Source organism: Campylobacter sp. 10_1_50 (genome assembly GCF_000238755.1).
Lineage (GTDB): Bacteria > Campylobacterota > Campylobacteria > Campylobacterales > Campylobacteraceae > Campylobacter_A > Campylobacter_A concisus_R.
In genome coordinates this window covers 725,152-743,775 of sequence record NZ_JH414887.1, presented here as the reverse complement: position 1 = coordinate 743,775, position 18,624 = coordinate 725,152, and the positions used below count along the sequence as shown (strand labels likewise).

Below are 18,624 nucleotides of genomic sequence, written 5' to 3'. Positions count from 1 at the left end.
AACCTAGAGTTTTAGTATAAGTGCGTATAATATCATATTTTATTTTAAAAATTTAAATTTTATAATTTTAAAGGTTTTTATGAAAATAGGTATCATCGGACTTGGTCTTATGGGCGGCTCGCTTGGTCTTGCGTTAAAAGATGAAAAATTGATCTCATGTGTCAGCGGATATGATAAAGATGAAAATCACAGCAAAAAAGCGCTCGAACTTGGCTTGGTACATGAAATTTTAAGCATTGATGAGATGAAAAAGAAGTGTGACATCATCTTTTTGGCCGTGCCAGTCGAAGCTATCGTGAGCATCGTGCAAAATTTAACTGACATTAGCGAAGATACGACGATCATTGATTTTGGCTCGACAAAGCAAAAGATAATAGAAGCCGTGCCAGAAAAAATTCGTAAAAATTTCATCCCAGCTCACCCGATGGCAGGTACCGAGTACTCTGGTCCAGAAGCTGCATTTAAGTCACTTTACACAGGGGCTACTGTCATAGTTTGCGACTTTGCTGAGAGCGCAGAAAAGCATGTGAAAAGAAGCGTTGAGCTATTTTCTTGCCTTGGCATGAAGATCATTTTCATGAGCGCAAAAGAGCATGATCATCACGTGGGTCTCATCTCGCATTTGCCTCACGCCATCGCCTTTTCGCTTGCTAGCGGGATATTAAAAGAAGAGGATAAAAGGCATATCGTTGCACTTGGAGGGCCGACATTTAAGGGCATGATACGTGTCGCAAAGAGTTCGCCATTTATGTGGAGCGATATCTTTAAGCAAAATAAAAACAACGTTGTTGCCGCGATAAATATGTTTGAAAAAGAGCTAAATTTATGCAAAGATCTCATAAAAGATGAGCGCTGGGATGAGCTTTTTGACTGGATGAGCGAAGCTAGAGCTGTAAGAGAAATTTTGTAATTAACTAAAAATTTATTGATTAAATGTAAAATTTCGCAAATAAAATTTAAGGTAATAATATATGTATAGACGTGGAATAGGCGGTTTTGGTATTGTTGTAGTTTTACTTGTTTTGATATTAGCTGGTGGCTTTGGTTATGCTTTGATGTCGAAAGACTTTGAGCGAAACGAGCCAATTATCGGCGTTGCTGATAAGGTTTATTGGAACCTTCGCTCGCCTATGAATATCAAATTTAAAGATGACAGCGGTATAAAATTTGTGCGCATCAGCATAAATGACGGCAAAAATGACCTAAATTTACTAAATCAAATCATACAAAATCCAAGCACTGAGCTTGATGTAAATTTAACCTTCCCAAAAACTGGCTTTTTTGCTCAAAAAGATACTTATGAGATGAGCATAGAAGCGGTCGATACTAGCAAATGGGGCTTTTTTACAGGCAATAAAGCAAGCAAAAAAGTTGAAGTCGTGCTTGATACCTCTAAGCCTGATCTTTACGTGCTTTCTCAGTCTTATTCTATCTCAAAAGGCGGTAGCGCAGTTGTTGTCTTTAGAGCGACTGATAATCAGCTAAAAGAGGTCTATGTCCAGACAAATTTTGGTAAGAAATTTAAGGCCGTGCCATTTTACAAAGAGGGCTTTTATGCAGCACTTGTTGCTTGGCCAGTGCAGGTTGAAAACTTTAGTGCTGAGGTCATCGCAAGAGACTTTGCAGGCAATGAGAGCAAATCTCATGTGAGATATTTTTATGAAAATGTAAAATACAAAACTTCAACTATTGCTTTAAATGATAGATTTTTAGACGGAAAGATCGTTGATCTAACAGATCAATACGCCAAAGATCCAAACGCTCTTTCAAGGCTTGAGAAGATGAAATTTGTTAATGAAACACTAAGAAATTCAAACGAAGAGAAGATAACAGCACTTACTTCAAACGTAGATACTGACATCACGAATGGCTTTAATATCATCCCATTTTATCCGCTTAGAAATGGCAAGAAAGTAGCTGATTTTGCCGACCACCGTTTCTATACATATAATAATGAGCAAGTAAGTGAGTCATGGCACATGGGTATTGACTTTGCAAGCGTGGCATCAGCTCCGATAATAGCTAGCAATGCAGGTCGCGTTGTGCTAGCATCTGAGAATGGAATTTATGGTTTAAACATTGTGATCGATCATGGGTTTGGACTTTATTCGCTCTATGGTCACTGCTCAAGTGCAAAGGTAAAAGAGGGCGACATGGTTGCTGCTGGCGATCAAATAGGCACAACTGGAACGAGCGGTCTTGCGCTTGGAGATCACCTTCACTTTGGAATTTTGGTCCAAGGCGAAGAGGTAAGGCCTCAGCAATGGATGGATAAAAAGTGGATAAAAGACAATGTGACAAGTGTCTTAGATGCCGCAAAGGCGATGATAGATAAGAATTAAATTTGCAAATTTGATTTTTTAGTGCTATTATAAGCGTACAAAAAAATATAAGGAAAATTTTTGAAACAAACTACTATCGCAAGACGCGTTGAGACCGTTGGTATAGGGCTTCATAAGGGTGAGCCGATAAGACTTATACTAGAACCTCTTGATGCAAATTCAGGTATTATTTTGCACCGCGAAGATCTTGGTATTAGTTTTAAAGCTGAGCCTAAAAACGTTATAAATACGCAAATGGCAACCGTCGTTGGCAACGAAAAGGGCTTTATCAGCACGATAGAGCACCTAATGGCAGCTGTAAATGGATACGGCATTGATAATATTAGAATTTCAGTTGATGCAAATGAAATTCCTGTCATGGACGGCAGTGCAATAAGCTTTTGTATGTTGCTTGATGAAGCTGGTATAAGACATCTTGACGCTGGTAAAAAAGTCATCCTTGTCCGCCGCGAGGTCGAGGTGGTTGAGGGGTCAAAATTTGTGCGAACTTCGCCTTCAAGAAATCCAAAATTTGACTATACGATCAAATTTGACCACCCAGTTATCGGCGAGCAAAGATATGTTTTTGAATTTAGCAAGAGCTCATTTGTAAAAAATATCGCTCGCGCTAGAACTTTTGGCTTTTTAAAAGATTTGCAACGCCTACAAGCTCAAAATTTAGCCCTTGGTGCATCGCTTGATAACGCCGTGGCCATCGATGATACGCATATTTTAAACCCAGAGGGTTTGAGATTTGAAAATGAGTTTGTAAGACATAAAATTTTAGACGCGGTTGGCGATTTAAGCTTGCTTGGAGCACCTTTATTAGGGGACTACACAGCATTTGCGGGCAGCCACGATCTAAACCACAAGCTAACACTTGCTTTAATGGCAGATGAGAAAAATTATGAGATCGCAACGCTTAGTGGCGAGCTTTTAAAAGAGTATCAAAAGGTATTTGCATAAAAAATATTGAAATTTTAGTAGTCTCTTTATCGACTCCACTTTTAGTTGGAGTCTATAAAGATGGCGTAAAATTTGATGAGATCACAACTGACGAGCATGTCAGCGAAGCCTTGATAAAAATCCTAGAAAATTTATCCTCTAAATTTAACATCACAAAGATCATCTACGCAAACACGCCAGGCAGTTTTATGGGGCTAAAGGTGGCCTACGTCATCTTAAAGACTTTTTCTTTGGCGAAGGGCTGCGAGTTTTACGCAGTAAGTGGCTTTAATCTAAATGGCGGCCAAGCGATCAGAGCAAATAAAAATTTAAGTTTTGTCTTAAAAAATGGCGAAATTTCGCTTGAAAAAGTTGAGCCTGTGAGATTTGTGTTGCCTTTAAATTTAGATGAATTAAAACTAAATTCAGATACACTTCCAAATTATATCATTCAAGCTGTTTAGGAGAAAATTTGAATATCTTAATCCCTGCCACAAGTGCAAATTTAGGACCTGGTTTTGACGCTTTAGGACTTAGTTTAAAGCTTTTTAATAGCGTAAAGATCGAACCATCTAAATTTAGCTCAGTCTCTATAAATGGCGAGGGGAGTGATAGCACAAATTTAAAAAGAAACAACATTTTTCTAAGCATTTTTAATGAAATTTTTTTAGAGCTAACCGGCAAAAATGAAAACTTTAGAATAGTTTTTGAAAACAATATCCCGTTTTCAAGAGGGCTTGGTAGCAGCTCTGCAGTGATCGTCGGAGCCATAGCTTCAGCTTACGAGATGGCTGGGTTTAAGGCCAGCAAAAGCGTCGTTTTAAATAAAGCGATCATCTATGAAACCCATCCAGATAATATCTCGCCAGCAGTTCATGGCGGATTTATTAGCGCGGTTGTAAAAAACGGCAATGTTTATGCGAATAAAATAAATTTAAGTGATGATATAAAAGCGGTCGTCGTTATCCCAAATAAGCCGATGAGCACTGCATCATCAAGGCAAATTTTGCCAAAAAACTACACTATGAAAGAGTGCGTAAATAACCTCTCTCACGCTGCATTTTTGACATCTTGTTTTTATGAAAAAAGATATGATCTTTTAAGGGTAGCAAGCGAAGATATGATGCATGAAGAGCGTAGAATGAGCGCTTTAAAAGAGCTTTTTGAGTTGCGAAAGGTAGCTTATGAAAATGGAGCGCTAATGAGCACACTTTCAGGCTCAGGCTCAAGCTTTTTAAACATCGCCTATAAAGATGATGCTAAAAATTTACAAGATGTTTTAAAGAGCAAATTTTGTGATTTTAGAGTTGAGATTTTTTCATTTGATAACGATGGATACGAAATTACGCAAAGCTAAAAACAAGTTTAAAAAGGTATAATGAATAAAAATAATCCAGTAAGGACATGCGTCGCTTGCAAAGTTAAATTTTCTCAAAACTTGCTAAAAAGATACCGCTTGATAGGCAAGAATTTGGAGTGCGGCAAAGGAGATGGCCGCAGTTTCTATCTATGTGATGGCTGTTTGCAAAAAGACGACAAAATTTTAAAAAAAATAATTGATAAACAAACTAAAGGTGCCCTTGGACTTGACGCACCGAAGTTAAAGGAGATACTCTTAAATGAGCAATGTTAGGATTTCAGAGATCGCAAATGAGCTTGGCTACCCAAGTAAAGAGATAGTAGAAAAAGCTCAAGAACTAGGCCTAAAGGTCAAAACTCACTCAAATGCTGTGAGCCTTGAAGAGGCTGAAGCAATATATGAATACGTTCAAACTGGCGTAATACCAGATAAATTTAAAAAGAAAAAGAGCGAGCCAAAGGCAAAAAAAGAGCCTAAAAAAGAGGCAGAAAAAGAGCCAGCAAAAAAAGAAGAAAAACCTAAAACTGAGCCTAAAAAGGCAGCTACTAAGGCTGAGCCAAAGCCTGAAAAGGCAAAAGTAGAGCCTAAAAAAGAGGTGCAAATTTCAGAAGAAAAACCTAAAGCTGAGCCTAAAAAAGAAGAGCCCGTAAAGGTCGAGCAAAAGCCAGCTGAAGCACCAAAGCCAAAAGAGAGCTTGGCTGACGTGACTCAAAAAAGACGCGGCCTTGTGATAGTTAAAAAGAAAAAAGATTACGAGGCGCCAGCTCCTGTAAAAGAGGAGAAAAAGGCTGAGGTGGCTGTTACTAACATTAGTGATTTTAAGAGTATGTTCTCTGCTAGTGATGAAAATTTGGCTAGAAAAAAGAAAAAAGAGAAAAAAGTAACAGTTGTAAGCAAAAAAGATAGCGCTGAGAAGATGGACTTGCTTGGCGGAAGCGACTTTGGTGACATCGTGCTTGAAGATGAAGATGTGGTGGTGCTACCTGATTTTAGCTTTAAAACCCCAGCTCCAGCTCCGATGCAAAGGACAAAACAGCCAAGTGCGATGAAGACAACCGTCAATAACACGATAAATTCGTTTGGCGAGGGTGGCATACAAAGAAGAGCTAGAAAAAAACACAAAAAGCCTGAAAATAAACAAAATAGCGAAGCTGTAACTTCGATAAATATCCCAAAAGAAATTCGCGTTTATGAATTTGCTGAGAAACTAAATAAGCAGCCAAGCGAGGTCATAGGTAAGCTATTTATGCTTGGCATGATGACAACTAAAAACGACTTTTTGGATGAAGATGCGATAGAAATTTTGGCTGATGAGTTTAACGTCGAGGTAAATATCATCGATGATCAAAAAGAATTTGACTATGTAGCAGCCTATGAAGAGGAGATAAAAGATGATGAAAATCTCCAGTCAAGAGCACCAGTCATAACCATCATGGGTCACGTCGACCACGGCAAAACCTCGCTACTTGACTACATAAGAAAGTCTCGCGTAGCAGCAGGCGAGGCCGGCGGTATCACGCAGCACGTGGGTGCCTATATGGTAAATAAAAATGGCAGAAACATCACATTTATCGACACTCCAGGCCACGAGGCATTTACAGCTATGCGTGCAAGGGGAGCTGGTGTAACTGATATAGTTATCATCGTTGTTGCGGCAGATGACGGCGTAAAACCACAGACAAAAGAGGCAGTTAGCCACGCAAAAGCCGCTGGTGTGCCAATAATCATTGCGATAAACAAAATGGATAAAGAGTCAGCAAATCCTGATCTAGTAAAAACTGGTCTTGCTGAGCTTGACATCATGCCAACAGAGTGGGGTGGCAAGTATGAATTTGTGCCGATCTCTGCAAAAACAGGCATGGGCATAGATGATCTACTTGAGATCGTGCTTTTACAAGCTGATCTTTTGGAGCTAAAGGCAAATCCAAAGGCAAACGCAAAAGCTACTGTCATCGAGAGCTCACTTCAAAAAGGCCGTGGTCCAGTAGCTACCATCATCGTTGAAAACGGCACACTTCATGTCGGAGACACAGTCGTAGCTGGCGTTGCATACGGTAAGATAAGAAGCTTGCTTGATGATCAGGGCAGGCCATTAAAAGAGATAAAACCAGGCGAATGTGGCGTGATAGTGGGTCTTAGCGAGATAGCAGAGGCTGGCGAGACGCTAATAGGCGTAAAAACCGATAAAGAAGCTCGTGAATACGCACAGAAAAAGGCCGAATATATCCGTCAAAAAGAGCTTAGCAAGAGCACAAAGGTTAGTATCGATGAGCTTAGCGCTAAAATCGCTGAGGGCGAGCTAAAGACACTTCCGGTTATCATCAAAGCTGACGTTGGTGGCTCGCTTGAAGCGTTAAAAGCAAGCCTAGAAAAACTAGCAAATGATGAGATCAGAGTAAATGTGATCCACTCAGGTGTTGGCGGCATCACGCAAAGCGACGTTGCACTTGCAAGCGCAAGCAACGACTGTATCATCCTTGGCTTTAACATAAGGCCAACTGGCGAGATAAAAGAGAAGGCAAAAGAGAGCGGCGTCGAGATAAAAACTTACAATGTTATTTATAATCTAATCGACGACGTGAAGGCGATTTTAGGCGGACTAATGTCACCTATCATTAGAGAAGAGCAGCTTGGCCAAGCACAGGTTCGTCAAGTGATCCACGTGCCAAAAGTTGGCACTATCGCTGGATGTATCGTCACTGAGGGTACGATAAACAGAGGGGCAAAAATTCGCCTTATTAGAGAAGGTGTGGTCGTTTACGAGGGCTTAGTTAGCTCACTAAAACGCTTCAAAGATGACGTAAAAGAGGTTGCTAAAGGCTACGAGTGTGGCGTTGGCATCGAAAATTTCAACGACATCAGAGAAAATGACTACATCGAAAGTTTCAAAGAAGTCAAGGAGAAAGCTACTCTATGAACGCTAACGAAATAAAGCGTATGAGAACAGAGAGTGTGCTAAAAGAGCTCATACCAGAGGCTCTAGCTACTCTTGAAGATAGCATTTTAAAGGGACTTTGCGTCACTGATGTCGAGTGCAAAAAAGGCAGATACGACGCCTTTGTCTATCTTGACAAGATGATGTTTGACGAGCGCGAGCAAGAGTATATTTTGGGGCATCTAAAGCGCGTTTGCAGGCACTTGCAAAACCACTGCATGGCGGCTGAGGGTTGGTATAGATGTCCAAATTTTCACTTTAAATTTGACGATAGATTAGAGTATCAAAACCATATGGATAAGTTGTTTGATAAAATTTCAAAGGATTTAAACAAAAATGGATAATTTAGACAAACTAGTACGCGAATGCGGCGTTGAGCTTTACGACAGCGAGATCGCAAATGAAAATGGCAGGGCTATTTTTAGAGTTTATATCACAAAAAATGGCGGAGTGAGCCTTGATGACTGCGAAAAAGTGAGCCGTCTGCTCTCGCCTATCTTTGACGTGACTCCGCCAGTTAGCGGGGATTACAACCTTGAGGTTAGCTCGCCTGGCCTTGAGAGAAAGCTTAGCAAGCCTTCACACTTTAAAGCGAGCGTTGGCGAGCTTGTAAAAGTTCAAACCGAGGCTGAGAAATTTGCAGGAAGGCTCGTAAAAGCGAACGAAGAGAGCATCGCAGTAGAAAACGAAGAGGGAATTTTTGAGATCAACATCAGTGAGATAAAAAAAGCAAAAACATATTTGGAGTGGTAAAATGCTAAGCGATATCGAGATAACTCACCAAACAAAACTTGAACACATCAGTAAAGTTGCCGCAAGACTAGGCTTAAACGAAGACGAGCTTGAGCTTTACGGCAAATTTAAGGCTAAAATTTCCCCTAGACTTGAGCCATCAAACTCAAAGCTCATCTTAGTCACAGCGACTAATCCAACCCCGTATGGCGAGGGCAAAACGACTATGTCGATCGGTCTAGCTGACGCATTAAATTCGCTTAATAAAAAGGTTTGCCTAGCACTTCGCGAGCCATCTTTGGGACCAGTTTTTGGCATAAAAGGTGGAGCAGCAGGTGGTGGCTACTCGCAGCTTGCGCCGATGGAGGATCTAAATTTACACTTCACTGGCGATTTTCACGCGATAACATCGGCAAATAACCTAATTTCTGCCATGATAGATAACAGCCTCTATCAAGAAAACCCACTAAAAATAGAGAAAATTTTATGGAAGCGCTGTATGGATATGAACGACCGCGCGCTTAGATTTATCACTGTGGGTCAGGGTGGCAGAACGGACGGCGTGCCAAGAGAAGATGGCTTTAATATAACCGCCGCAAGCGAGATCATGGCTGTACTTTGTCTAGCAACAAGCTTATCAGATCTAAAAGAGCGCGTGGCAAACATCATGGTCGCTTACGATAGCGATAAAAAGCCTATCTACGTGCGTGATCTAGGCTGCGAAGACGCTGTTTGCATACTTTTAAAAGATGCGATCAAACCAAATTTATTTCAAACACTAGAGCACACACCTACGCTCGTGCATGGCGGTCCATTTGCAAACATCGCACACGGCTGCAACTCAGTCATCGCAACAAAAACAGCTCTAAATTTAGCCGACTACGTCATAACAGAAGCTGGCTTTGGCTCAGAGCTTGGCGCGGAGAAATTTTTAGATATAAAATGCAGGGTTGCTGATATCAAACCAAGCGCTGTGGTGCTTGTAAGCACGATCAGATCGCTAAAATATAACGGCGAAGCAAATAAAGACGAGATCACAAAACCAGATATGAACGCCCTTAAAAAAGGCATAGAAAACCTTGGTGGCCACATCGAGAATTTAAAAGGTAAATTTGGTCAAAACGTGGTTGTGGCGCTTAATAAATTTGGCTTTGACACCGATGAAGAGATAAATTTCGTAAAAGAGTACTGCCAAAAGCTTGGTGTAGAAGTGGCAGTTTGCGAGAATTTCTTAAAAGGTGGCAAAGGTGCGCTTGAGCTAGCTGAGCTAGTTTTAAAAGCGTGCGAGAAACCAAGCAAGATAAATTTCACATACGAGATGAGTGACGATACAAAAACTAAAATAGAAAAGGTCGCTAAGGAAATTTATGGAGCTGGCGAGGTGGTCTTTGAAGAGGCCGCTCTTAAAAAGCTTGAGATGATAAAAGAGCTAAATTTGAGCCATTTGCCAGTTTGTATCGCAAAAACTCAGTACTCATTTAGTGACGATGCGAAGCTTTTGGGCAGGGCAAAGGGCTTTACATTTAGCGTAAAAGACCTTGACATTAGAACAGGAGCTGGCTTTATCGTCGCGGTTTGCGGTAAGATCATGCTGATGCCAGGACTTCCAAAAGTGCCAGCTGCGGTCAATATGAAGATAGACGCAGAGGGCAAGATCGACGGCTTGTCGTAAATTTATGAAAACACACTGGCCAAAGGCTGGTGTGTTTTGCTAAGAGGCATGGATGAACGACGAATTTTACATGGATCTTGCTTTAAGCGAGGGTTGGAAATTTCAGATCCTGACCTATCCGAATCCAGCCGTTGGATGCCTTATCCTTGATGAAAATGGAGAAATTTTATCTTGCAAGGCTCATGAAAAGGCTGGATATTTACACGCTGAACCGACAGCGATACTCTTTGCGCTTTGCAAAAAAAGTGAAAAATTTAAAGATGATTTTATAAAAGCATATAACGCTAAATTTAGCTCTAATATAAAAGATGATGATTTTGGCCTTTTAGAGCCAAAATTTACCTACGAATTTATACTAAACAACCACTCAAATTTACTAAAAAATGCAAAAGCCTATGTCACTCTTGAGCCTTGCTCGCATCACGGCAAAACGCCACCTTGCGCAAATTTGCTAAAAGAGCTTGGCTTTAGCGAGGTGATAATTGGTAGCCATGATGAAAATAAAATAGCAAGTGGCGGCGGGAATTTACTTCAGAGTGCTGGAGTGAATGTCAAATTTGGCGTTTTAAAAGAGCGCTGTGATAAGCTGCTTGAGCCATTTTTGGCATATCAAAATGGTGGATTTAGCTTTTTAAAAATAGCTCTTAGTAAAAACGGCGTGGCAAGTGGTGGCATCATCACAAATGAGCTTAGCCGCACGCATGTGCATAAACTAAGAAGCGTCATAGATACATTGGTGATCGGTGGTAACACAGTGCGAATAGACCGACCAAGGCTCGATACCAGACTTATAAAAAATGGCAAAAACCCAGACGTCATAATCTATTCGAGAAGCGATAAATTTGATGAAACATTGCCACTCTTTAGCGTGCCAGATCGCAAAGTTTGCATTCAAAAAGAGCTAAATCTAAAAGGACTTTGCATGTTTGAAGGAGCTGACGAGTTTTTAAAACTTGCAAAAGAGGGCAAGCTAGCAAATGTAAAATGGCTACTTATCTATCAAAGCTCAAATTTCAAAATTGGTGAAAATTTGAGTCTTGATCTAAATTTAAAACCACTTTTTAGTGGGAATTTTGGGGACGATAGTTACACTTGGTATGAAATTTTGGATTAAACATCTAGTCCAAAATAGTGTTTGACTAAAAAGCCGATGCCAAAAGATATTATCGCGACACCAAAAGTTATCACGCACATCTCAATCACTCTTGGTAAAAATTTAAGCTCCTTTGCCACGCTTATATAAAAGTTGTAAGTGATGATGGCAACCAGTGCAAAGAAAAACATCGATAGGACGGCGTAAAGACCGCTTGTAAAGATGAAAAATGGAAGTATCAAAAATGCCGTTGTTATGATGTACGAACCGCCTGTGTAGAGCGAGTAGGTAAGTGGTTTGATCTCGTCGCTTGGATTTTCTTTTGACTCGAGATATGCTGAGCCAGCCATAGAGAGTGCAGCTGCCACGCCCATGATAAGGCCTGTTGCGCCAACTGATTTTGTATTTGAAAAGGCAAGCGCGATGCCACTAAGTGTGCCTGTTAGCTCTACTAACGCATCATTCATGCCAAGTACGATACCACCAGCATTTACGAGTTTTGTGTCTTTTAGCATGGAGATTAGGCTATTTTCGTGATTAACCTCTTCATCATAGATGTCTTTAGCCTCAGGATATTCATCTACGATGTCAAGATAAAATTTCTCAGCGTCTTCTTCGCGTGACTCCATAAATTTCAGAGTAAAAGAGGTACCAAAAATTTTAACAAGTATCGTGTAGAAGATGACTTTGAATAAATTTGCACTTCTGCTTTCGCCAGTTATCTTTTGACAAAAAGCATAGTGGCGTCTCTCTTCGGTGATTAATTTGCGAAGTATTTTTTTGTTCTCTTCGTCTTTTTCGCTAGCTTCAAGAAGTGAGTATATAGCAGCATCGTCTGCTTCGTTTTGTAATTGCTTTAAAGCACGTTTTTTGTCTAACATAAAATTTTCCTTTTTTATAGCTTAGAAATTTAAGATTTTGATTTAGAAAGAGAGATAAGATGGTGCGATCAGCGAGACTCGAACTCGCACACCTAGCGGCACTACCCCCTCAAGATAGCGTGTCTACCAATTCCACCATGATCGCAAAAAAGAACAAAAGCCCCAAAAGAGGGGCTAAATTTAAGCTTTACGCTTAGCCAAGCATTGGGTTTGCGTAAAGAACGATAAGTGTAATAACAAGTGCGTAGATAACTTGTGCTTCGATCATCGCAAGAGCGATAAACATTGTAGTCATAAGTTTGCTGCCTACACCTGGGTTTCTAGCTGTTCCGCTGATAGTTGCAGCAGCTGTGTTACCCATACCTATAGCACCGCCAAGAGCTGCAAGGCCAAGGCCGATACCGCCAGCTATAACTGAATATGATCTGATCATCTCGCCGTCAGCGCCAAACGCGAATGCAGCAAGACCAAGAATTAAAAACACGATCTTTTTCATCGTTGCTCCTTTAAAATTTTAAAGCTCTTTCGGATCTGTCCCCTACTTAAACTTTATGAGCCGTAATATTACAAAAACAAAACTTTGTTTCAAATAAAAACACTAAAAATTTAAATTGCCTATAAAAAATTCTTGGCTTAGAAAAATGAAAGTTTTTTTATGCTATCTTTGAAAGAATTTAATTTATTCTTAATATTAGGTTTTCAATGATAAACGAGAAATTTTCAAAGATAGGCTTTGTCCTTGCTATGGCTGGTTCTGCTGTGGGTCTTGGCAATGCTTGGAAATTTCCTACGATGGTGGGAAATAACGGCGGTTCGGCATTTATAATTTTATATTTGCTTCTTACATTTGCTATCGCGTTTGTAGCGTTTTTAGCGGAGCTTAGCATCGGCAAACTTGGCGAAAGCGACATCGTAAGCTCACTTTACAAGCTTGCTCCAAAAAATAAAAAAGCCTGGTCGCTCTCTGGCTTTTTCATGATCGGAGCGATACTTATAGCTTCATTTTATATGGTTGTTATTGGCTGGATTTTAAAGTATATCTATCTTAGTTTTTCGCCACTTTTATCTGACACAAAAGCGGCAGGCGAGCAGTTTAACACGCTTTTATCAAATGATCTAAGCAGTGCCGTGCTTTGCTTTAGCTTGGTCTTTTTGATGGTCTTTTTTGCCGTTTCAAAAGGCGTAAAAAGTGGCATCGAAAAGCTAAATATATGGATGATGCCAAGCCTTTTTGTCTTGCTAGTTTGCATGCTTTTTTACGCGCTTAGCATGGGTGATGGCTTTGTGAAGGCGGCTAAATTTTTATTTGTACCAAATTTTAGTGCGATCACGCCAGATGTTATCTTGCAGGCTCTCGGCCTTGCGTTTTTCTCGCTATCTATGGGCGTTGGCGTCATACCAACATATGCTGCAAATTTACCAGAGCGCACAAATTTAATAAAATCAACGCTTTCTATCATCTTTATAAACATCTTAATAGGCATTATGATGGGGCTTGTTGTTTTTACCTTTATATTTGCTTATGGGGCTGATAGCACGGCAAGTGGTCCGGGCCTTATCTTTATCTCGCTTGTCACGCTTTTTGCAAAGCTTGGCGTCGTTGGCAATGTCATGGCGGTTGCATTTTTCATATCGCTATTGTTTGCTGGCATTACGAGCGCGGTTTCGATGATCGAGCCTTTTGCTTATTATTTGGTTAGAAAATTTGAAATTTCAAGAAAGATGGCGCTTCTTTATATAGGTGCCTTTGTCTATATCTTGGGTATCTTTTGCATACTTTCATATTATTCAGACACATCAAGTGCTTTTAGCGTTTGTGGCAAGCCATTTTTTGACGCACTTGACTTTCTCACATCAAATATCATGATGCCAATAGGCGCTATCGTATTTAGCTTTTTTGTTGGCTATAAACTTAAAAAAGAGAGTTTATATCTACTATTTGGCGATTTTATGGGAAGAGCATTTTTTGAAATTTGGTACTTTTTCTTAAGATATGTCGTGCCAGTTGCCATTTGCGCGATAATGATCTACCAGATGGCAGGTAAATAATGGCAGAGAGATTTAGTAAAATTGGCTTTGTCTTATCGATAATTGGAGCGGCTATCGGTCTTGGTAATGCTTGGAAATTTCCATATATGGTCGGCAGTAACGGCGGTTCAGCATTTATCCTTATATATCTATTTTTTGCCTTTGCTGTTGGTCTTAGCATATTTTTTGCTGAGATGGCGATGGGTAAAATTTCACGTCTTGATACGGTTGGAGCGTTTAAAAGTCTAGCCACAAAAGGGGCAAATTCTTGGAAATTTGCTGGCGTTATCATGGTGACTGGGCTATTTATCGCTTCGTTTTACACGCTCATCATTGGCTGGGTTTTAAAATACGTCATTTTAAGCTTTGGCGAGCTGCCTAAAGATATGGCAAGCTCAGAGACGCTTTTTGTAAATTTCACTTCAAATGGCATAAATGAACAAATTTTATACTTTAGTATCGCGTTTTTTGCCTACTTTTTCATCCTTACAAAAGGCGTAAAGAGCGGCATCGAGCGCATAAATGTCTATCTTATACCAGCGCTTTTTATCTTGCTTTTGCTTATGCTTGGCTACTCTTTTGGCATGGAGGGTTTTGATAAAGCGGCTAAATTTCTACTAGTGCCTGACTTTTCAAAGATAGATCAAGCAGCTGTTTTAAATGCTCTTGGACTTGCTTTTTTTACGATGTGCGTTGGTATCGGCTGCATCCTTACCTACTCATCAAGTCTAAGTGATGATACAAATTTATTTACCTCATCGCTATATGTCGTCTTTGCGAACATCATCATAAGCGTCATCATCGGCCTTATCGTCTTTACATTTACATTTGAGTTTGGCTCAGAGCCATCAAAAGGCGCAGGGCTTGCTTTCATCTCGCTACCAACGCTATTTGCAAAGCTTGGTTTGCTTGGAAATTTCTTGGCATTTACATTTTTTATATCACTATTTTTTGCTGGCATCACCTCGGTTATCTCGATGGTTGAGCCATTTATATTTTTCTTAAGCAAAAGCCTAAAATTTAGTAGAAACAAATCAATTCTAATCGTTGCTTGCGTGGTTTATATCTTAGGAATTTTATGTGCATTAAGTGGCACAAGCGAATTTAAAGATGCACTTACATTTTTTGGTAAGAGCTTTTTTGACCTGCTTGATTATCTTAGCTCAAACATCATGCTTCCACTTGGTGGCATCTTGTTTGCTATCTTTGTTGGCTACTTTATGAAATTTGAGCTTTTAAAAGAGCTATTTGTGCCTTATATGGGCAAGGTTGTATTTAAAATTTGGTATTTTTTAATTAGATTTGTGGCTCCACTTTTAGTTCTGGTGGTGTTAATAAGGGAGATCTCATAATATGGCAAAAGAACAATTTTCTAAAATAGGCTATGTCCTAGCAGTCGCAGGATCGGCTGTCGGACTTGGCAATGCATGGAAATTTCCATACATGGTTGGTGAAAACGGCGGTTCGGCGTTTATTATCCTATATCTTTTGATAACTTTTCTAGTCGGCGTGCCTATCTTTATGGCGGAGCTTAGTATTGGCAAGCTTAGCGAGAGCGACAGTGTAAATGCTTTTAGAAAGCTAGCAGCTAAAAATAAAAATTTATGGCAGCTGGTTGGAATTTTAGCCATGGTCACAGCAGCTATCATCTCGTCATATTACATCGTGATAATCGGCTGGGTCTTTAAGTATTTTGTCCTATCTTTTTCTGGCTTGCCAAGCGATATAGATAGCTCAAAAGTGATATTTAATGATCTTTTGACGCATGGTCTTGGCGAGCAGACGCTATATTTTGTTATAGCATTTGCAGCTTGCTTTTACATCCTTTCAAAAGGCGTAAAAAGCGGCATAGAGAAGCTAAATGTTTGGATGATGCCAAGCCTATTTATCATGGTTTTAATTATGCTTATATTTTCTATGACGATGGATGGCTTTTCTAAATCAGCCGAGTTTTTACTCATACCTGACTTTAGTAAAATTTCGTTTAACTCGCTCTTACTAGCTCTTGGACTTGCATTTTGGACGCTATCTCTTGGCATGGCAGCGATCATTACCTATTCAGCCAGCCTAAGTGATGATACAAATTTAGCCACTTCAACGCTTAGTATCGTTTTTATAAATATTGCACTTGCTATTATGATAGGTCTTGTTATCTTTACCTTTATATTTGAATTTGGAGCTACTCCGTCTCAAGGACCAGGTCTTGTTTTTATCTCGCTACCAACGCTATTTGCTAAGCTTGGTGTGATAGGTCAAATTTTGGCTGTGGCGTTTTTTGCTGCGCTTATCTTTGCTGGTATCACCTCAGCCATCTCCATCGTTGAGCCATTTGTATTTTTCTTGATCAGAGAGTATGGCATGAGTAGAAGAAAAGCTCTTAGCATAGTTGGAGCTGGGATTTTCATAGTGGGATTTTTGTGTCTTTTATCAAATATAGAAAATGTTGGCGATAAATTTATGCTCTTTGGTAAAAATTTCTTTGATTTTCTTGATTTTACCGCTTCAAATATTTTGCTACCAATTAGTGGTATCGGTGGAGCGATATTTGTAGGATATTTTATGAAAAGAGATGCTTTATATGTGCTATTTAGCCCATATATGAGTGATTTTGTATTTAACGCATGGTATTTTTTACTAAGATATGTAGCACCAGTTTGTGTGCTCATTATCATGATAAATGAACTATTAAAGGTTTTTAATGGATAAGATTGAGAAATTTTTTGACAAGGCTGGCGATATAGTCGGCTATATTTGTATGTTTATTATGGCTTTGATGATAATAGACGTATTTTTTAACGTTGTGGCAAGATACTTTTTCTCTTACGGCAACGTTGCATTTCAGGAGCTTGAGTGGCACTTTTTTGCTGTGATATTTCTTCTTGGCATGAGCTATGCTCTAAAAGAGGACGCACATGTTAGGGTTGATATCTTTTATGCTAAATTTTCAGAAAGACAAAAAGCCCTTGTAAATATGCTTGGCACTATATTTTTTGTCATACCATTTGCGCTTTTGGTTTCAAATTTATCATTTGGATTTGTAGGTGATGCTTATAGCTCCGCAGAAGCTAGCGCGGATCCAGGCGGTCTTACTCACAGATGGATCATAAAAGCGATGATCCCTGTTTCATTTTACATACTTGTATTTTTTGCGATTGGCTTTTTTATAAGAAATTTAAATCGCTATAAGAAAGCTAGTAAGGAGAAAATATGGCGGGATTAATAATGTTTATAGCCGCACTATTGATGCTTGGCATTGGCTTTCCAGTGGCATTTACCTTTGGTGCGGTTGCGATGATATTTGGCATGGTTGGCAGCGTTGTAGAGAGCATTGGCGATGGCGATGGCCTGCTTGGCAGTATAGAAGTGTTTAAAGATATGTTTAACTTCATGCCTTATAGAATTTTCTCTATCATGGAGAGTAGAATTTTTATAGCAGTTCCACTCTTTGTCTTCATGGGCGTAGTGCTTCAAAAGTCAAAACTAGCTGAGAGACTGCTTGAGAGTATGGGTATGCTCTTTGGAGAAATCAGAGGCGGTATCGCTATTAGCACCATTTTGGTTGGTGCGCTTCTTGCAGCATCAACTGGTGTCGTAGGAGCTAGCGTCGTTGCTATGGGCGTTATAAGCTTACCTGTAATGTTAAAGTATAAATACGATCAATCCCTTGGTTGTGGCACGATATGCGCTGCTGGTACGCTTGGTCAGATCATCCCACCTTCTATCGTGCTTATCATCTTGGGCGATATCTTTTCAGTGCCAGTTGGCGAGCTTTTTCACCAAGCTGTTGTGCCAGGACTTACGCTAGTTGCCGTTTATATAGTTTATATTTTGATAGTTGCTTATCTTAAACCAGATGTCGCTCCTATAGTAAAAGATGAGAGTGGCGTTAGTAAATTTAAGCAGATTACTAAAGCGCTAATTGCGATCTTTCCGCCACTTTTACTAGTTATTTGTGTGCTTGGCTCTATCTTTGCAGGTATCGCTACACCGACTGAGAGTTCAGCATTTGGCTGCGTTGGTGCTATTATCCTAGCAATATTTTATAGGACGTTTTCATTTTCTATGATGAAAGAGGCCTTGGCTGAGAGCGTAAAAACTACAGCTCTAGTCTTTGCTATACTTGTTGGTGCGACTGCCTTTTCTATGGTCTTTAGCTACACTGGAGGCGATGAGATAGTTGAAAATTTCATGACAAATTTACCAGGTGAGAAGTGGGGCTTTATCATCTTTAGTATGGCTGTTATCTTTGTGCTTGGCTTTTTTATCGATTTTGTTGAAATTTCATATATCGTGCTTCCTATCTTGGTGCCAATCGCCGCAAAACTAGGCATAAACCCAGTCTATCTAGCGATCCTAGTTGCTATGAATTTACAAACTTCATTTTTGACGCCGCCATTTGGTTTTAGTCTATTTTTCTTAAGATCAGTCGCACCTGCTGAGATAAAAACATCTGCTATTTATAAAGGTGTAGTGCCTTACATCATCATCCAAGTAGCAGTTTTAGTCTTTTTCTGCGTCTTTTTAATGGAGATAAAGCCGATGCTAGATGCGAGCCACGGCGGATTATTTAACTTCTTACTCTCACTTTTTAAATGATATAAAAGTTTTTGGTTGTAAAATACCAAAAACAAGCAAAATGGCTAATTTGAGTTTCTGC

At 39.7% G+C, this 18,624-nt stretch carries 18 protein-coding genes and 1 tRNA gene; 16 read left to right on the top strand and 3 right to left on the bottom strand.

Annotation, left to right across the window (positions count from 1 at the left end; translation table 11 throughout):
• Window positions 1-79: 79 nt before the first annotated feature.
• The 11 genes from HMPREF1019_RS03730 (at window position 80) to ribD (ending at window position 11,079) form a co-directional block, all read left to right on the top strand.
• A complete protein-coding gene (locus HMPREF1019_RS03730; protein WP_009294324.1) occupies window positions 80-910 on the top strand; it encodes a prephenate dehydrogenase in 831 nt (276 codons plus the stop codon).
• A gap of 61 nt (window positions 911-971) precedes the next feature.
• Window positions 972-2,342: a M23 family metallopeptidase gene (locus HMPREF1019_RS03725; RefSeq protein WP_004317224.1), complete on the top strand. Its 1,371-nt coding sequence runs from the start codon at window positions 972-974 to the stop codon at window positions 2,340-2,342.
• A gap of 60 nt (window positions 2,343-2,402) precedes the next feature.
• Complete coding sequence (gene lpxC / locus HMPREF1019_RS03720; RefSeq protein WP_004317248.1) at window positions 2,403-3,287, top strand: UDP-3-O-acyl-N-acetylglucosamine deacetylase; 885 nt, start codon at window positions 2,403-2,405, stop codon at window positions 3,285-3,287.
• Window positions 3,288-3,367: 80 nt separating this feature from the next.
• The gene (locus HMPREF1019_RS03715) at window positions 3,368-3,730 is read left to right on the top strand and encodes a glycoprotease (protein ID WP_034901128.1); all 363 of its coding nucleotides are present in this window, start codon (window positions 3,368-3,370) and stop codon (window positions 3,728-3,730) included.
• A gap of 8 nt (window positions 3,731-3,738) precedes the next feature.
• Window positions 3,739-4,623 (top strand): homoserine kinase, encoded by an 885-nt coding sequence (thrB, locus tag HMPREF1019_RS03710; RefSeq protein WP_009294322.1) that lies wholly within the window; start codon window positions 3,739-3,741, stop codon window positions 4,621-4,623.
• Window positions 4,624-4,644: 21 nt separating this feature from the next.
• Window positions 4,645-4,899 carry a hypothetical protein gene (locus HMPREF1019_RS03705; protein WP_009294321.1) on the top strand — a complete coding sequence of 85 codons (255 nt, stop codon included), beginning with the start codon at window positions 4,645-4,647 and terminating at the stop codon, window positions 4,897-4,899.
• Window positions 4,886-7,543, top strand: coding sequence for a translation initiation factor IF-2 (gene infB, locus HMPREF1019_RS03700; RefSeq protein WP_009294320.1), 2,658 nt, complete (start codon window positions 4,886-4,888; stop codon window positions 7,541-7,543). Before HMPREF1019_RS03705 ends, infB begins: the two co-directional genes overlap by 14 nt.
• Window positions 7,540-7,905, top strand: a complete 366-nt coding sequence (gene rbfA, locus HMPREF1019_RS03695; RefSeq protein ID WP_004317240.1) for a 30S ribosome-binding factor RbfA — start codon at window positions 7,540-7,542, stop codon at window positions 7,903-7,905. The genes infB and rbfA overlap by 4 nt, the downstream gene beginning before the upstream one ends.
• Window positions 7,898-8,314 carry a ribosome maturation factor RimP gene (gene rimP, locus HMPREF1019_RS03690; protein ID WP_009294319.1) on the top strand — a complete coding sequence of 139 codons (417 nt, stop codon included), beginning with the start codon at window positions 7,898-7,900 and terminating at the stop codon, window positions 8,312-8,314. The genes rbfA and rimP overlap by 8 nt, the downstream gene beginning before the upstream one ends.
• A 1-nt stretch (window position 8,315) precedes the next feature.
• Window positions 8,316-9,965, top strand: coding sequence for a formate--tetrahydrofolate ligase (locus HMPREF1019_RS03685; RefSeq protein WP_009294318.1), 1,650 nt, complete (start codon window positions 8,316-8,318; stop codon window positions 9,963-9,965).
• Window positions 9,966-10,017: 52 nt separating this feature from the next.
• Window positions 10,018-11,079, top strand: coding sequence for a bifunctional diaminohydroxyphosphoribosylaminopyrimidine deaminase/5-amino-6-(5-phosphoribosylamino)uracil reductase RibD (gene ribD / locus HMPREF1019_RS03680; RefSeq protein ID WP_009294317.1), 1,062 nt, complete (start codon window positions 10,018-10,020; stop codon window positions 11,077-11,079).
• Here ribD and HMPREF1019_RS03675 read toward each other — a convergent pair.
• The 3 genes from HMPREF1019_RS03675 to HMPREF1019_RS03665 all read right to left on the bottom strand — a co-directional run bounded on the left by HMPREF1019_RS03675 (window position 11,076) and on the right by HMPREF1019_RS03665 (window position 12,435).
• Entirely contained in the window at window positions 11,076-11,939 is an 864-nt protein-coding gene (locus tag HMPREF1019_RS03675) for a VIT1/CCC1 transporter family protein (protein WP_009294316.1), read from the bottom strand. The genes ribD and HMPREF1019_RS03675 overlap by 4 nt on opposite strands.
• Before the next feature lie 60 nt (window positions 11,940-11,999).
• Window positions 12,000-12,084 (bottom strand) — tRNA-Leu (locus HMPREF1019_RS03670).
• A gap of 48 nt (window positions 12,085-12,132) precedes the next feature.
• Window positions 12,133-12,435 (bottom strand): F0F1 ATP synthase subunit C, encoded by a 303-nt coding sequence (locus HMPREF1019_RS03665; RefSeq protein ID WP_004317263.1) that lies wholly within the window; start codon window positions 12,433-12,435, stop codon window positions 12,133-12,135.
• A 206-nt stretch (window positions 12,436-12,641) separates the two neighbouring features.
• On the opposite strand from HMPREF1019_RS03665, the gene HMPREF1019_RS03660 reads away from it, so the two are divergent.
• The 5 genes from HMPREF1019_RS03660 to HMPREF1019_RS03640 are packed head-to-tail and all read left to right on the top strand — an operon-like array spanning window position 12,642 to window position 18,563.
• Window positions 12,642-13,988 carry a sodium-dependent transporter gene (locus tag HMPREF1019_RS03660; RefSeq protein WP_009294315.1) on the top strand — a complete coding sequence of 449 codons (1,347 nt, stop codon included), beginning with the start codon at window positions 12,642-12,644 and terminating at the stop codon, window positions 13,986-13,988.
• Window positions 13,988-15,319: a sodium-dependent transporter gene (locus tag HMPREF1019_RS03655; protein WP_009294314.1), complete on the top strand. Its 1,332-nt coding sequence runs from the start codon at window positions 13,988-13,990 to the stop codon at window positions 15,317-15,319. Before HMPREF1019_RS03660 ends, HMPREF1019_RS03655 begins: the two co-directional genes overlap by 1 nt.
• Window position 15,320: 1 nt before the next feature.
• Complete coding sequence (locus HMPREF1019_RS03650; RefSeq protein WP_004317243.1) at window positions 15,321-16,673, top strand: sodium-dependent transporter; 1,353 nt, start codon at window positions 15,321-15,323, stop codon at window positions 16,671-16,673.
• Window positions 16,666-17,187 carry a TRAP transporter small permease subunit gene (locus HMPREF1019_RS03645; protein ID WP_009294313.1) on the top strand — a complete coding sequence of 174 codons (522 nt, stop codon included), beginning with the start codon at window positions 16,666-16,668 and terminating at the stop codon, window positions 17,185-17,187. The genes HMPREF1019_RS03650 and HMPREF1019_RS03645 overlap by 8 nt, the downstream gene beginning before the upstream one ends.
• Window positions 17,175-18,563, top strand: coding sequence for a TRAP transporter large permease (locus HMPREF1019_RS03640; protein WP_009294312.1), 1,389 nt, complete (start codon window positions 17,175-17,177; stop codon window positions 18,561-18,563). Before HMPREF1019_RS03645 ends, HMPREF1019_RS03640 begins: the two co-directional genes overlap by 13 nt.
• Window positions 18,564-18,624 lie beyond the last annotated feature (61 nt).

Coding starts and splice junctions, on each gene's coding strand:
- HMPREF1019_RS03730 (WP_009294324.1), top strand. CDS start 80: ATGAAAATAGGTATCATCGGACTTGGTCTTATGGGCGGCTCGCTTGGT.
- HMPREF1019_RS03725 (WP_004317224.1), top strand. CDS start 972: ATGTATAGACGTGGAATAGGCGGTTTTGGTATTGTTGTAGTTTTACTT.
- HMPREF1019_RS03705 (WP_009294321.1), top strand. CDS start 4,645: ATGAATAAAAATAATCCAGTAAGGACATGCGTCGCTTGCAAAGTTAAA.
- infB (WP_009294320.1), top strand. CDS start 4,886: ATGAGCAATGTTAGGATTTCAGAGATCGCAAATGAGCTTGGCTACCCA.
- rbfA (WP_004317240.1), top strand. CDS start 7,540: ATGAACGCTAACGAAATAAAGCGTATGAGAACAGAGAGTGTGCTAAAA.
- rimP (WP_009294319.1), top strand. CDS start 7,898: ATGGATAATTTAGACAAACTAGTACGCGAATGCGGCGTTGAGCTTTAC.
- HMPREF1019_RS03685 (WP_009294318.1), top strand. CDS start 8,316: ATGCTAAGCGATATCGAGATAACTCACCAAACAAAACTTGAACACATC.
- ribD (WP_009294317.1), top strand. CDS start 10,018: ATGAACGACGAATTTTACATGGATCTTGCTTTAAGCGAGGGTTGGAAA.
- HMPREF1019_RS03675 (WP_009294316.1), bottom strand. CDS start 11,939: ATGTTAGACAAAAAACGTGCTTTAAAGCAATTACAAAACGAAGCAGAC.
- HMPREF1019_RS03665 (WP_004317263.1), bottom strand. CDS start 12,435: ATGAAAAAGATCGTGTTTTTAATTCTTGGTCTTGCTGCATTCGCGTTT.
- HMPREF1019_RS03660 (WP_009294315.1), top strand. CDS start 12,642: ATGATAAACGAGAAATTTTCAAAGATAGGCTTTGTCCTTGCTATGGCT.
- HMPREF1019_RS03655 (WP_009294314.1), top strand. CDS start 13,988: ATGGCAGAGAGATTTAGTAAAATTGGCTTTGTCTTATCGATAATTGGA.
- HMPREF1019_RS03650 (WP_004317243.1), top strand. CDS start 15,321: ATGGCAAAAGAACAATTTTCTAAAATAGGCTATGTCCTAGCAGTCGCA.
- HMPREF1019_RS03645 (WP_009294313.1), top strand. CDS start 16,666: ATGGATAAGATTGAGAAATTTTTTGACAAGGCTGGCGATATAGTCGGC.
- HMPREF1019_RS03640 (WP_009294312.1), top strand. CDS start 17,175: ATGGCGGGATTAATAATGTTTATAGCCGCACTATTGATGCTTGGCATT.